This window comes from Pseudomonas sp. MT92, assembly GCF_058792515.1.
In genome coordinates this window covers 1-14,380 of sequence record NZ_JBXAFA010000022.1, presented here as the reverse complement: position 1 = coordinate 14,380, position 14,380 = coordinate 1, and the positions used below count along the sequence as shown (strand labels likewise).

The following is a 14,380-nucleotide window of genomic DNA, read 5'->3' as shown; positions in this document are numbered from 1 at the left end:
CCGCCACCTTGCCAAAGGGCATCCGATGAAAACACTGGCCAAACTCCCCGTCACCATCGTTACCGGCTTCCTCGGCTCGGGCAAAACCACCTTGCTGCGGCACATGCTCGACAACGCTCAAGGGCGTCGCATCGCGGTGATCGTCAACGAGTTCGGCGAGCTGGGTATCGACGGTGAAATCCTCAAGCAGTGCTCCATCGGCTGTACCGAAGAAGAAGCCAATGGCCGCGTCTACGAACTGGCCAACGGCTGCCTGTGTTGCACCGTTCAGGAAGAGTTCTTCCCGGTGATGCGCGAACTGGTTGCCCGTCGCGGCGATCTCGACCACATCCTCATCGAAACCTCCGGCCTGGCGCTGCCAAAGCCGCTGGTCCAGGCCTTCCAGTGGCCGGAAATCCGCAGCGCCTGCACCGTTGACGCGGTGATCACCGTGGTCGATAGCCCGGCCGTGGCCGCCGGCACCTTCGCCGCGTTCCCGGATCAGGTGGACGCCCAGCGCAAACTTGACCCGAACCTGGACCACGAATCGCCGCTGCACGAGCTGTTCGCCGATCAGTTGTCCAGTGCCGACCTGGTGATCCTCAACAAAGCTGACCTGATCAGCCCGGAAGACCTGGCCCGCGTGCGCCTGGAAGTCGCTGAAGAGTTGCCGCCTGCGGTGAAAGTCATTGAAGCCAGCAGCGGTCGCCTGCCACTGGACGTTCTGATCGGCCTGGGCGCCGGTTCCGAAGAACACATCGACAGCCGCCACAGCCATCACGATCATCACCACGACGATGATGATCACGACGACCACGATCACGACGCTTTCGACTCCATCTCCATCGAACTGCCAGCCTCTGACGAGAGCTTGCTGATGGACGCGCTGACGCAATTGGTGGTGGAGCACAGCATCCTGCGGGTCAAGGGCTTCGCGGCGATCCCGAACAAACCGATGCGCCTTTTGATCCAGGGCGTGGGTACTCGTTTCGACAAGCACTTCGACCGTCAGTGGGGGCGCGAAGAAGAACGCACCACACGTCTGGTGTTGATCGGCCAGGCGCTGGACGCCGAGCTGCTCGAAACGCAATTGCGCGCCGCGCTCAGCGTATAAGCCATGCACCTGCTCAGGACCCAGCCCGGCGGTTTCGTGTCGGACGACAACATTGCCGACCTTGGACAAACTCCCGCCGAGCTGGTGATCCTGTGCAGCGGCGATTCCAGCCTGGCGCTGCTCGCCGAAGCGGCCCAGCAGTTGCCTGACGATTACCCGAGCGTGCGCCTGGCCAACCCGATGCAGGTGCAGAATCACGCTTCGGTCGATTTGTACGTCGACGAAGTGCTGCGCCACGCCAAGGTCATTCTGATCTCGCTGCACGGCGGCATCGCCTATTGGCGTTATGGCGTGGAGCGCTTGGTAGAGCTTTCCCGGCGCGGGGTGCAGCTGATTCTGGTGCCGGGTGACGATCGTCCGGACCCGGAGCTCAGCGACCTTAGCACCGTGGGTGCTGAGGACCGCGACAGACTCTGGCAGTATTTGCGTCAGGGTGGCATGGGCAATGCCCTGGGCTTTTTTCGCTGCCTGGCCAATCGCTGGCTGGGCCGTGATTACGCCTGGTCCGAGCCACAAGCCTTGCCGCGCACAGCGATCTACCACCCACACAAAAGTCCTGCGCAACTGAGTGATTGGCAAGCCGAATGGCGGACCGATCAACCGGTGGCGGCGGTGCTGTTCTACCGCTCGCACTTGCAGGCGGCGAACACCGCTTTCATCGACGTCTTCTGTCAGCGTTTGCAGGCAGCGGGGTTGAATCCGTTGCCTATCGCCCTGGCCAGTCTGAAAGAACCCGGCTGCCTGTCGGTGGTCGAGGACTGGCTGGACGAGGTCTGCGCCTCGGTGATTCTCAACACCACCGGTTTCGCCCAATCGAGTCCTGAAGCTCCGCATTTGCGTCCGTTTCGCCGCAATATCCCGGTGATCCAGGCAATTTGCGCCCAGGATAACGAACCGGGATGGCGCGCCAGCGAACAAGGGCTCGGCCCGCGTGATCTGGCGATGCATATCGCCCTGCCGGAACTGGACGGGCGAATCATCAGCCGACCGATCAGCTTCAAGGACCTGGCCTGGCGCAGTGAGCGCAGTCAGTCCGATGTGGTCTGCTACCGCGCGCAACCGGAACGCATGGACTTTGTCGCCGAACTGGCGCGGCGCTGGATTGATCTGGCGCGGTTGCCGAATGCCGAAAAACGCGTCGCGCTGATTCTCGCCAATTACCCGACCCGCGACGGGCGTATCGGTAATGGCGTCGGCCTCGACACCCCGGCTGCGGCACTGAATATCCTCCGTGCACTGCAGGCCGAAGGTTATCCATTGCCGGCGCCGTTGCCGGACAGCGGCACCGCGTTGATCCAGCAACTGCTCGGCGGCGTCAGCAATGATCTTGACACCCTCGACCAGCGCCCGTGCCAGCAAAGCCTGGCCATGGACGACTACCTGCAGATGTTCAACGCGCTGCCCGAAGCCAACCGCCAGGCGGTGCTACAACGCTGGGGTGCACCCGAGAGCGATCCGATGTGCCGCGCCGGGCGGATGATGATTGCCGGGTTGCGTTTCGGCCTGACGTTCGTCGGCATTCAACCGGCGCGGGGCTATCAGGTGGACCCGAGCGCGGTGTATCACGACCCCGACCTGGTGCCGCCCCACGGTTATCTGGCGTTTTACTTCTGGTTGCGCAACACCTACGGCGCCCACGGCGTGATCCACGTCGGCAAGCACGGCAACCTCGAATGGCTGCCGGGCAAGGGTGTCGGGCTCTCCGAACACTGTTGGCCGGACGCGTTGCTCGGGCCGTTGCCGAATATCTATCCGTTCATCGTCAACGATCCGGGCGAGGGCGCCCAGGCCAAGCGGCGCACCCAAGCGGTGATCATCGACCACTTGATGCCGCCGTTGACCCGCGCCGAAACCTACGGCCCGTTGCGCAATCTCGAGCTGTTGGCGGATGAGTACTACGAAGCGCAACTGCTCGATCCGCGACGTGCCCGGGAGTTGCAACGCGACATCCTGCAACTGGTGCGTGACACTCATATTGACCGCGAACTGCAACTGGACGAACAACTCGACAGCGATGCCGACGCGGCGATCTGGTTGCCGCGTCTGGACACCTACCTGTGCGATTTGAAAGAGTCGCAGATCCGCGATGGCCTGCACGTGTTCGGTGAGTCACCGACCGGGCGCCTGCGCATCGACACCTTGCTCGCACTGCTGCGCATTCCACGGGGCGATGGGCGTGGTGCGCAATCAAGCCTGCTCAGGGCGCTGGCGAAAGCCTTTGAACTGGGCTTCGATCCGCTCGATTGTGCACTGGCCGAGCCGTGGAACGGGCCGCGTCCGCATGCGTTGTTGTCGATCAGCGATGAACCCTGGCGCATTACCGGCGACACCCGCGAACGCCTGGAGCTGTTTGCCACACAACTGATCTCTCAGGCGCTGGATGCCCCTTGTCGGAGCGAGCCTGCTCGCGAGGGTGTGTCAGTTGACATCAATGCGGCTGACACACCCTCGCGAGCAGACTCGCTCCTGCAGGAGGCCGGTTGGACCGAGGTACAAGCCATTCTCGACAACCTGCGCGAAGTGGTCGCACCACGCCTGGACGCCTGTGGTCCGGCCGAAATGCGCGGTCTGCTCGATGCCCTGAGCGGTCGCTTCGTCCCGGCCGGTCCCAGCGGTGCGCCGAGTCGCGGGCGGTTGGACGTGCTACCCACCGGACGCAATTTTTACTCGGTGGACGTGCGCAACCTGCCCACCACCACGGCATGGCGCATCGGTTTCCAGTCAGCCAACCTGATTCTCGAACGGCACCTGCAAGACCACGGCGATCACCTGCGCCAGCTCGGCCTGTCGGTGTGGGGCACTGCGACCATGCGCACCGGTGGTGACGACATTGCACAGGCCATGGCGTTGATGGGCGTGCGTCCGGTCTGGGCGACCGGTAGCCAGCGAGTCGACGACTTCGAAATCCTGCCGCTGAGTTTGCTCGACCGCCCCCGCGTCGACGTGACGTTGCGCGTCTCGGGTTTCTTCCGCGATGCCTTTGCCAATCTGATCCGCCTGTTCGACGCCGCCGTGCAAGCGGTCGCCGCGCTGGACGAACCCGACGACCTCAACCCCCTGGCGGCCAAGGTTCGCGCCGAACGTGAAGCGTTGTTGCAATCGGGACTGGACGAAGACGCGGCCAGACGCCAGGCCGGTTGGCGCATCTTCGGTGCCAAGCCCGGCGCGTATGGCGCGGGCGTGCAGGGTGCCATTGACGGTCGCCTGTGGCAGAGCCGCGAGGATCTGGCCGAGGTGTATCTGAACTGGGGAGGCTACGCCTACGGCGGTTCCGACGAAGGCACCGCTGCCCGCGAGCAGTTCGCCCAGCGCCTGAGCCAGGTGCAAGCGGTGCTGCAAAACCAGGACAACCGCGAGCACGATCTGCTCGACTCTAACGACTATTACCAGTTCCAGGGTGGCATGTTGGCCGCCGTGGAAAGCCTCAGTGGTGCAACGGCGGCCAGTTATCACGGCGACCATAGCCAGCCGGACCTGCCCAGAATCCGCACGCTCAAGGAAGAACTGAACCGGGTCATCCGCTCCCGGGCGGCCAATCCGAAGTGGCTCGAAGGCGTCAAGCGTCACGGCTACAAGGGCGCGTTCGAAATGGCGGCGACGGTCGATAATCTGTTCGCCTTCGATGCCACCACCCGGTTGATCGACGATCACCAATACGCGTTGCTGGCGGATGCCTATTTGCTCGACCCCGATACCCGTGACTTCGTTCGCGAGCACAATCCCCATGCCTTGCGCGACATGACCGAACGCCTGCTCGAAGCGCAACAGCGGGGTATGTGGAAAGCGCCGGGCGAATATCGCGAGGCGTTGGAGAATCTGTTGCTGGATATAGAAGAAGACAGTTAATACACCGCCGACCCTGTGGGAGCGAGCTTGCACGCGATGGAGCGTCAGTCACATCAATAGCCACTGACGCGCCGCTTTCGAAATCACCGACCATGACCGAGATTGAACAATGACCGATACCCCCCATTTCCCGCTCTCCGCCGTGGTCGGCGCCGATGATTTGAAACTCGCGCTGTGCCTGACCGCCATCGACCCGAAGATCGGCGGTGTGTTGATCGAAGGTCCGCGCGGCATGGCCAAGTCGACGCTGGCCCGTGGCCTGGCGGACCTGCTGGCCAGCGGTCAGTTTGTCACCTTGCCTTTGGGCGCCACTGAAGAACGCCTGGTGGGCACACTCGATCTCGACGCCGCATTGAGCGAAGGTCGCGCGCAGTTTTCCCCGGGCGTGCTGGCCAAGGCTGACGGTGGCGTGCTCTACGTCGATGAAGTGAATCTGCTGCCTGATCACCTCGTCGATCTGCTGCTCGATGTGGCCGCCAGCGGCACTAACCTGGTCGAACGCGACGGGATTTCTCACCGCCATTCGGCGAAGTTCGTGTTGATTGGCACCATGAACCCGGAAGAGGGCGAGCTGCGCCCACAACTGCTCGATCGTTTTGGCTTGAACGTCGCCCTCGGTGGTCACACCGCGCCGGCCGAACGCGGGCAAATCATCCGACGGCGCCTGGACTTCGACACCGATCCGCACGGCTTCTGCGCCGAGTGGGAAGGCCAGCAGCAGTCGTTGCGCGAGCGTTGCCAGCAGGCGCGCAGCACATTGGCCAGCATTGCCCTCGACGATGACGCCCTGTCGCAGATTACCGAGCGTTGTTTTGCCGCCGGCGTCGACGGTTTGCGTGCCGACCTGGTCTGGTTGCGCGCGGCGCGGGCCCATGCCGCCTGGCGCGGAGCGCGAGCCATCGCTGTGGAAGATATCGATGCGGTCGCCGAATTCGCGTTGCGCCATCGCCGTCGCGAGCAAGCGCCACCGGCACCCCAACAGCAACAGTCCCACGCCGGTCAACAGCCAAGCGCCGGCGAAGGCCAGGGGCAGTGGGGCGAAATGCCCGCTCAGGCGCTGCCGGTCGGGGCTCGTCGTGAAGTGCCGAGCTGGCCAAAAAAGCCCTAGGCATTCGCCCTCGCTCAGACGCGGGGGCGAATGCCAGACCCCGCGCAGGGCGCCTCGATCACGGCAAACAGGGCAAGCGTCACGCCGCGCGCGACGGTTCGATCAACTGGCCCGGCACGTTGCTGGACGGCCGGCCACGTCAGCGCGATGACCTGTTGTTCCACCTGCGTACCCGTTCAGCCCATGAGCTGTGGCTGGTGATCGTCGATGCGTCGGCATCCACGCGTCGCCATCACGCCTTGAGTGATGCCAAGGGCTTGCTGGCGCAGCTGTTCGACGATGCTTACCGCCAACGTGCGCGCCTGGCCTTGCTGACCGCCAGCGGAACGCAGCCGAAGTGGCAGGTGCAAGGCTTGAAGGCATCCAGCGGTTTGCGCGCCTGGCTCGATGGGCTCGGTGCCGGCGGTGGCACGCCGTTGCTGGCGGCGTTGAGTGAGGCGGGGCGCTGGCTGGGTGCGCGGCACAAGCGCTTCCCGGCGGAGCAGCAACGGTTGCTGCTGGTGACCGATGGCCGCTTGAAGGACTGGCCGACGTTGCCCTCGCTCGATTGTCCGGGGCTGGTGATCGACATCGAGCGCGGGCCGATTCGCCTCGGGCGCAGCAAGGACCTGGCGGCGCAGTTGCAGGCTGATTATCGGCATATCGACGGATTGCTTCCCGGCTGAGATGCGCGGTGCCCAGGCTTGCCTCATCGTCGGACTGCACATTCAAAGATGAATTCGGCAGGCTCACCCTACCTCACAGGCCTGGACGCCGGGTGTCATTCCAGCACCAAGGCTGAGCGTTGCGCTGGAATCGGCTTGCGCATCAGCGTTCCCACAACCCCTGCGCCCAATAATCCCGCCAGGCCGGCGACCCACAGCAATAGGCTGAAACCGCCCACGAACGCCTGTCGCGCCAGTGGTTCCACCACCGGCCGCGCGGCTTGTGGCAACAGGCTCATCGCCGCCGGCATGTCACCGGCCACCACCCGCGAGGCGACGCCCTGGGTTTGCTCGAGCCACTGTCCGCCCTGTGCCGACAGGCTGTCGTGCAGCAGCCGTTCGCTATGCCCGGAAAGCAGCGCACCATACACGCCGATGGCCAGCATCACCGCACTGAAACGCATGGTGGTGCTCATGCCCGAGGCCATGCCGGTGCGCTCGCGCGGCACGCAGGCCATGATGTTTTTCTGCGTATCGCCATTGAGCAACCCGGCGCCGGCACCGGTCACGGCGATCGCCAGGGCGAAGGGCAGGTAGCCGCCGCTGTTGACCGCCCAGGCGCTGAGCAGGTTGCCGCTGCCCACCAGAGTCAGGCCGATGGCCATCATGTTCGCCGGGGTTACACGTCCGGCCAGGCGCGCGCCGAGGCGCGGGAAGATCAACATGGTCACGGCAAAAGGCAGCATGCCCAGTCCCGCGGAAATGGCGCTGAAGCCCAAGCCGTTCTGCAGGTAAAACGGCAGCAGGGTCATCATCACTTGGGCGCACGCGGCGTAGGCGAACATGCCGAGCAGGGCGCCGATGAAGCGCGGATGCCTGAACAGTTGCAGGTCGATCATCGGCCGCTGTTGCAGGCGCTCGATCAGCACAAACAAGCCCATTAACAGCGCACCGCCCAACAGGCGGGTGTAGGTGAGGGGGCTGTTCCAGCCGATCCGGCTGGCTTCGATCAGGCCCCAGATCAGGCACAGCAAGCTCGCGCTGAAGGCGAGGCTGCCCCATGGGTCGAGGCGCGCAGCCTGAGCGTCACGGGATTGCGGCACTGCACGCCAGACCATGTACATCAGGAACAGGCCGACGGGCAGGTTGAGGTAGAAAATCCAGCGCCAACCAACGTATTCGGTAATCAACCCGCCCAGGGTCGGCGCCGCAGTCATGGCCACGCCCATGCAGCCACCCCAGAACGCCCAGGCTTTGGCCCGTTCCACTTCATCGTGGAAAGTGTGGCCGATCGAAGCGAGTGCCGAGGTCAGCAACAATGCGGCGCCGACGCCTTTGATGGCCCGGGCGATGTCGAGGAACAACGCGTTTGGCGCCGCGCCGCAACCGAGGGACGCGAGAATGAAAATGCCCAGGCCCCAGATCAGGGTTTTCTGTCGGCCAAAGCGATCGGCCAGGCTGCCAGCGGGTAGCAGCAAGGCGGCGAAGGCCAGCATGTAGGCGCTGACCACCCATTCGATGTCTGCGAAATTGGCCCCCAGATCCCGGGCGATGCTCGGTAAGGTAACGGCGACGATGTTGGTGTCGAGCACGATCAGCGAACACACGGCCGACGCGGTAAGTAAGGTCAGTTGCTTGCTCACTCTGGGTTTGACGGACATGGCACGGGTTCTCTACTGTTAGGTTTCGTGCAGCTTATCGCCGGTATACGGAGCCTTTGTTAGGCGTACCTCGTCACTTCATTACCTTTGAGCTAATGCACCGATGGACATTCGTCATTTCCGCTATTTCCTCGCGGTCGCCCGGCACCGCAACTTCACCCGTGCCGCCGAGCAATTGGGGATCGCGCCGCCGACCTTGACCCGGCAAATCCAGGACATGGAAGCCGAACTGGGGGCGCGTCTGTTTTTGCGCCAGGCTCGGGACGTCAGCTTGACCGAAGCGGGCGCGGCGCTGGTGATCGAGGCCGAAGCCACGGTGCGGCAATTTGAGTCGGCCCAGCGCAATGCCCAGCGTGCCGGCCGTGGCGACATCGGGCACATCGAACTCGGTTATGTTGCTTCGGCGGTGTATTCGGGGCTGCTGCAAAAGCAGGTGCAGGGTTTTGCCGGCCAATACCCGGATGTCAGCCTCAATGTGCGTGAAAGCCCCATGGCCAGTTTGCCAAACATGATTCTCGAGGGGCGCTTCGACCTGGGCTACATCCGCTGTCCACTGTCCTTGCCCGATGGCATCGAAGGCGTACGCCTGAGCGACGAAGGTTTTGTGCTGGCGTTGCCGGCGGACTCGTGGCTCAACCGCCTGACGGTCATCAATTCGGCGCACTTGCAGAATGAAAACTTCATCCTCCCCGAACAAGTCGTTGGCACCTTGCAGGTGGCCGCTCAGGGCGATTTTGTGCCGAAGCTGGGGGCGCAGCCGGGTGGCCTGGTGGCGGTGATCGCGCTGGTGTCCCTGGGGCAGGGGGTGGCGGTGGTACCGGAGTCGGTGGTCGGCCATGTCAGCTTGCCAAACGTGGTGTATCGGCCCATCAAGGATTGCCGTGCATCGTCGTGGCTGGCGTTGATCCATCGGCGGTTTGAGAAATCACCGGCGGTTCTCCGGTATATCGATTGGGTAAGAAAAGCGGGGTAGCTCCAAAAGAGCCTTTACAGATTTTGAAATGATTTTCGGCTGTAGGAATTATCCCGATCAACTGTACGATCCAAGTCCTTTTTTCCATTCAGGACTTACATGAACACCCTCACGGAGCCTCCCGGTTACCCTTTCCCTTCGCACCAACGCGCGTTCTTGACGCACGCCAAGCCCCCGTTATCCCGGCACCCAAACGCCCTTGTCCTTGGAGTTTCCCGGCCTCTGCGCCGCGCCTTGCCGTGCCCGGCAATCTGAATTCACTGACGAGATCGAGACGTTTATATGGAATGGATAGCTGACCCCACCGCATGGCTGGGCTTGTTGACGCTGATTGTGCTGGAGCTGGTGCTGGGCATCGACAACCTGGTGTTTATCGCGATTCTCGCCGACAAGTTGCCGCCTGAGCAGCGCGACCGTGCGCGAATCATTGGTCTGTCCCTGGCGTTGTTGATGCGTCTGGGCCTGCTCGCCAGCATTTCCTGGCTGGTAACCCTCACCCAACCGCTGTTCGAGGTGTTCGACAAGAGCTTCTCCGGCCGTGACCTGATCATGTTGTTTGGCGGTGTGTTCCTGTTGTTCAAGGCCACCATGGAGTTGCACGAACGCCTCGAAGGGCATGTCGGCCAGCGCTCGTCCAACACGGCCTACGCCTTGTTCTGGCCGATCGTGGCGCAAATCGTGGTGCTCGATGCCGTGTTCTCCCTCGATGCGGTGATTACCGCTGTGGGCATGGTCGATGAACTGGCGGTGATGATGATCGCGGTGATCATTTCCATCGGCCTGATGATCGTCGCCAGCAAACCGCTGACCCGTTTCGTCAACGCGCACCCGACGGTGATCATGCTGTGTCTGGGCTTCTTGATGATGATCGGTTTTGCGCTGACCGCCGAGGGCCTGGGCTTCCACATTCCCAAGGGCTACCTGTACGCGGCCATCGGTTTCTCGATCCTGATCGAGGTGTTCAACCAGGTTGCCCGGGCTCGCCGCAAGCGTTCGATGCAGGGCCTGCGACCGATGCGCGAACGCACGGCTCACGCGGTGATGCGCTTGCTGGGCGGTCGCAAGTTGGCCGTGGAGGAGGTTGGCGAAGACATTGCGGACCTGTTGGACAACGGCGAAGCGCCGACTGAAGAGCTGTTCGACCGTCGCGAGCGGGTGATGATCAGTGGCGTGTTGCAACTGGCTGAACGGCCGATCCGGACCCTGATGACCGTGCGCGCCGACGTCGATCATATCGACCTGGACGATGATGCCGAGGCCATTCGTACAAGGTTGATGCATTCGTCCTACTCGCGTCTGCCGTTGATTCGTGACGGTGCAGTGGATGAGCCGTTGGGCTTCGTGCACAAAAAGGAACTGCTGAAGGAGTACCTGGCCGGTAACGAGCCTGATCTTGCGCACCTGGCACGCCAGACCATCAATGTGCTCGACAGCTATTCGATCCTCAATGCCCTGGAGCAGATGCGCAAGGCATCGACCCACATCGCTTTTGTGGTCAATGAATTCGGGGACTTCGTCGGCGTGCTGACCATGACCGACATTCTTGAATCGATTGCCGGCGAGTTGCCCGATGCGAGTGAGATCGAAGGTCCGGATGTGATCGAGGACAACGGCGGGTTTGTGGTCAGTGGCGCCTTGAACCTGGCGCGGGTGCGGCAACGCACCGGATTTGCGGCGCAACCGACCGACGACTATCAAACCCTGGCCGGGTTGGTGGTGAGCTTGTTGGATCGCCTGCCGATGATCGGTGACAGCCATGAGTGGCAGGGCTGGCGCATGACCGTCCTCAAGGTTGAAGAGCGACGGGTGACGCGGGTGTTTCTGGCGCGTGTCGACGGCTGACGTTACGGCGGGCCCGAGGGCCCTTTTTCTGACAAGCCAGCGTTTACAAATACGGTGGAACGGTAGGCGTTGGCTGGCCGGCTGAGCATTTCGGAAAATCTTCAGGCGAAAAATCCCACACAACAAAAACACCATTCCCACATCAGAAGCGGAGTTGCCCTGCATCAATCCCGCATTCACTCATTCACAGTCCCGCCCTTCAAAATCAGCACAAGGGATGTGTGATGTTCAGCCCTGCCGACCAAGCCTCTTTTATCCTTGATATCGAGGGGCTCAACCACGATCTGCAAGTCCTTGAGTTCACCGGCAAGGAAGCCATCAGCCAACCCTTCCGCTTTGATCTGAAACTGGTCAGCGAAAGTCCCGACCTGGATCTGGAAAGCCTTCTGCATCGCATGGCGTTCCTTGGCTTTGACCGCCACGGCGCGGGTATTCATGGCCAGGTTTACAGCGTCGGCCAGGGCGACGCAGGCAAGCGCCTGACCCAGTACCAGCTCTGCCTGATGCCCAGTCTTGCCTATCTGGGCCACCGTTTCGACCATAAGATATTCCAGAAACTGAGCGTGCCGCAGATCATCGCTCAGGTACTGGAAAGCCACGGCATCCTCAGTACTGCCTATCGCTTTACCCTCGGCACGGATTACCAACCACGGGACTACTGCGTCCAATATGGCGAGAGCTGCCTGCATTTCCTGCAGCGCCTCTGCGAAGAAGAAGGCCTGCATTACCACTTCGAGCACAGCCGCGAGGGACATGTAGTGGTGTTCGGGGATGACCAGACAGTGTTCCCCAGGCTCCAACACCCCACCGTGTACCTGCAAGACAGCGCAATGGTCGCCGATGAGCCGGTGATCAAGGCCTTCACCCTTGCAATGGAGACCCGACCCACGTCCGTGACCCGACGCGACTACGACTTCGAAAAGCCTTTGTTGCAACTGGAAAGCGGCGCGAAGGATCCTTCGCCGCTGCGACTCGAAGACTACGGCTTTCCCGGCCGTTTCACCGACCGCGAACTCGGCGATCATCGCGCTCAACGAGCACTTGAACGACACCGCAGCGATTATCGGCAAGCCACAGGACGTAGCGATCAACCGATGCTGCTGAGTGGTCATTTCCTGACGCTGACCGGTCACCCTCGCCAGCAGTGGAATGACCTGTGGTTACTGACCGAAGTCATCCACACCGGCCAGCAACCGCAATCGCTCGAAGCGTCGATCCTAAGTGCCCCGAACGACGAACTGTCTCAAGGCTATCGCAACACCTTTCTCGCCACACCGTGGGACGCGCCTTACAGACCTCCGCTTGCCCACCCCAAAACCACGATCAACGGTTATCAGCATGCCGTTGTCTGCGGCCCGCCTGGCGAAGAAATTCATTGCGACGAATACGGCCGTGTTCGTGTCCAGTTTCCCTGGGATCGCGACGGCGCTAAAAACGATCATTCAAGTTGCTGGGTGAGAGTCGCCAGCAAGTGGGCTCACGACCGGCATGGCAGCGTGTTGATTCCCCCGCGTCGGCATGGAGGTGGTCGTCGGTTTCTATCAGGGCGACCCGGACAAACCGCTAATCGTCGCCTGCTTGAGCAATGGCGCCAATCGTCCTGCGCTCGACCTCCCGGCCGAGAAAACCCGCAGCACCTTCAAGACTCAAACCAGCCCCGGGGGCAGAGGCTTCAACGAACTGCGCATCGAAGATCGCAAGGGCGCAGAGGAAATATCCATCCGTGCCCAGCGCGACTACCGGCAATACGTGCTGAACGACGAGCGGCTTCAAGTCGACAACCTACGCAGCGTCGTGGTCGCGGGTAACGCCCGTCATGAACAGCGCGCCGAAGAGCGGCGCATCACCCACGGCGAGCGGCGCACGGAAATCAGGCAGGACGATCATCTGACGGTACAGGGCAGCCGCCACATTCGCGCCGCCAACCATCGGTTGAGCGCTCAGCATCAGGTCAACGTCAGTGCCTGCCAGAACATCGTCATCGATGGTGGCGCCAGCACCACGATTCAGGCCGGCGGCGTGTGGATCACGATCAATGCGGCCGGGATCTTCAGCAGCGTGCCCGTTGAAGTGGGCGGCGCGCCGAAGTCGATCATCGCGGCGACCCCGGTGATGCTCGATGCGAGCGAACCACCACGGCCGGAAGCCGTTTCAGCCGCATTACTCAAACGATTGCTCGGCGATGAAGCACTGGTTGAACTCTGCCAGATGCCTGCGGGGGGTACGCCCATGGACTGCCCGCTGAGTGATTGCCAATGCCGTAAAGCCCTGGGCTATGGAGACCGGACATGAATACCTGGATTCTGCTGGAGCGCCCGACGGCGCAACTGAAAACGCTGTATCGCCTGGCGACGCACCCCGACACTCATATGCTGTATGCCGGCACCTCCTTAGACAGTTTCGCCGAGCAAGGCCCCTTGCTCGTTAGGCTGAACAACCAACCGACATTCAATCAGGCGATCGAGCGTTCCCCGGCTGAATGGCCCGGTCTGCTGATCGAAAGTAACTTCGACACCCCCTCGATACTCGCGCATCTGCGGAAGATTCTGATCGTCAACTTCGACCAGCAACGTAAAGGCGTCCTGCGCTACAGCGACCCCACCGTCGCCAGCTATTTCTTTGCGGCCTGCCCGGCGCAAGACCTCGGCCGGTGGCTGGGACCGATCAGCCGCCTGCGCTGGTTCGGTGGGACATGGGCCACTAAAGCTGCCGGTGAAGCCGACTGGCAGCAACTGGATAACCCGCATGCGACCCACTGGACCATCGAAAACACGCGTCGGGCCGTGTCCCTGAGCGCCGCCCAGGAAGAGGCCCTGACGCGCCTGGGTAATGAGCAATTTCTCCATGACTGGTGGCTGCGACACCCGCAGCATTCATTTGTGTAGGCCAATCAATTGATGGAGCAAGCGCTGGCCCAAGGCATCGACGACAGCAACGCCATCAGCGAATACCTGAGCACCCACTGCACGCAGGTTAAGTCATGAAGCGCCTGGGAAGATTGTCCGCCGGCCCTTGCTGCGAGCCCGACAGACTGATCGTCCAGGTGATCGGCACGGACCATTCCAAAGACCAGCGCCTGGTGCTCCTCGACCGGTCCGGCCTCGAACCGCTGCCGGCCCTGACCGATGAGGTGGATCGCGAAACGGAGCGTTTATTCAGCGTCCACTGCGAGCTGTTCGTGTGGAACTGGTACGCCCGGTACGAGCATCAGTT

The 14,380-nt window shown here is 62.2% G+C and carries 9 protein-coding genes and 1 pseudogene; 9 read left to right on the top strand and 1 reads right to left on the bottom strand.

The window, feature by feature from the left end:
• The first annotated feature begins 25 nt into the window (after positions 1–25).
• The 4 genes from cobW (at position 26) to AC1Q6D_RS29955 (ending at position 6,712) form a co-directional block, all read left to right on the top strand.
• Positions 26–1,093, top strand: coding sequence for a cobalamin biosynthesis protein CobW (gene cobW, locus AC1Q6D_RS29970; protein WP_103405764.1), 1,068 nt, complete (start codon positions 26–28; stop codon positions 1,091–1,093).
• A 3-nt stretch (positions 1,094–1,096) separates the two neighbouring features.
• A complete protein-coding gene (gene cobN / locus AC1Q6D_RS29965; RefSeq protein ID WP_103405763.1) occupies positions 1,097–4,939 on the top strand; it encodes a cobaltochelatase subunit CobN in 3,843 nt (1,280 codons plus the stop codon).
• A gap of 109 nt (positions 4,940–5,048) precedes the next feature.
• On the top strand, positions 5,049–6,047 hold the full coding sequence (locus AC1Q6D_RS29960; RefSeq protein WP_103405762.1) for a magnesium chelatase ATPase subunit I: 999 nt from the start codon (positions 5,049–5,051) through the stop codon (positions 6,045–6,047).
• Between the two features lie 2 nt (positions 6,048–6,049).
• Positions 6,050–6,712: a vWA domain-containing protein gene (locus AC1Q6D_RS29955; protein ID WP_371919930.1), complete on the top strand. Its 663-nt coding sequence runs from the start codon at positions 6,050–6,052 to the stop codon at positions 6,710–6,712.
• 95 nt (positions 6,713–6,807) lie between these two features.
• On the opposite strand, the gene AC1Q6D_RS29950 is transcribed toward AC1Q6D_RS29955, so the two are convergent.
• Entirely contained in the window at positions 6,808–8,352 is a 1,545-nt protein-coding gene (locus AC1Q6D_RS29950; protein ID WP_103405760.1) for an MFS transporter, read from the bottom strand.
• Between the two features lie 103 nt (positions 8,353–8,455).
• Between AC1Q6D_RS29950 and AC1Q6D_RS29945 the strand changes: the two genes are divergently transcribed.
• The 5 genes and pseudogenes from AC1Q6D_RS29945 to AC1Q6D_RS29925 form a co-directional block, all read left to right on the top strand.
• On the top strand, positions 8,456–9,325 hold the full coding sequence (locus AC1Q6D_RS29945) for a LysR family transcriptional regulator (RefSeq protein WP_103405759.1): 870 nt from the start codon (positions 8,456–8,458) through the stop codon (positions 9,323–9,325).
• 282 nt (positions 9,326–9,607) lie between these two features.
• Positions 9,608–11,167, top strand: a complete 1,560-nt coding sequence (locus AC1Q6D_RS29940; RefSeq protein WP_103405758.1) for a TerC family protein — start codon at positions 9,608–9,610, stop codon at positions 11,165–11,167.
• 224 nt (positions 11,168–11,391) lie between these two features.
• Positions 11,392–13,459, top strand: a pseudogene (locus tag AC1Q6D_RS29935) (type VI secretion system Vgr family protein).
• The gene (locus tag AC1Q6D_RS29930) at positions 13,456–14,052 is read left to right on the top strand and encodes a DUF4123 domain-containing protein (RefSeq protein ID WP_103405757.1); all 597 of its coding nucleotides are present in this window, start codon (positions 13,456–13,458) and stop codon (positions 14,050–14,052) included. The pseudogene AC1Q6D_RS29935 and the gene AC1Q6D_RS29930 overlap by 4 nt, the downstream one beginning before the upstream one ends.
• Positions 14,053–14,147: 95 nt before the next feature.
• Positions 14,148–14,380: hypothetical protein (locus tag AC1Q6D_RS29925; RefSeq protein WP_103405756.1), on the top strand; the 233-nt coding region annotated here is incomplete at its 3' end.

Excerpts from the sequence above, each read along its gene's own strand:
- cobW (WP_103405764.1), top strand. The coding sequence starts at position 26 with ATGAAAACACTGGCCAAACTCCCCGTCACCATCGTTACCGGCTTCCTC.
- cobN (WP_103405763.1), top strand. The coding sequence starts at position 1,097 with ATGCACCTGCTCAGGACCCAGCCCGGCGGTTTCGTGTCGGACGACAAC.
- AC1Q6D_RS29960 (WP_103405762.1), top strand. The coding sequence starts at position 5,049 with ATGACCGATACCCCCCATTTCCCGCTCTCCGCCGTGGTCGGCGCCGAT.
- AC1Q6D_RS29950 (WP_103405760.1), bottom strand. The coding sequence starts at position 8,352 with ATGTCCGTCAAACCCAGAGTGAGCAAGCAACTGACCTTACTTACCGCG.
- AC1Q6D_RS29945 (WP_103405759.1), top strand. The coding sequence starts at position 8,456 with ATGGACATTCGTCATTTCCGCTATTTCCTCGCGGTCGCCCGGCACCGC.
- AC1Q6D_RS29940 (WP_103405758.1), top strand. The coding sequence starts at position 9,608 with ATGGAATGGATAGCTGACCCCACCGCATGGCTGGGCTTGTTGACGCTG.
- AC1Q6D_RS29930 (WP_103405757.1), top strand. The coding sequence starts at position 13,456 with ATGAATACCTGGATTCTGCTGGAGCGCCCGACGGCGCAACTGAAAACG.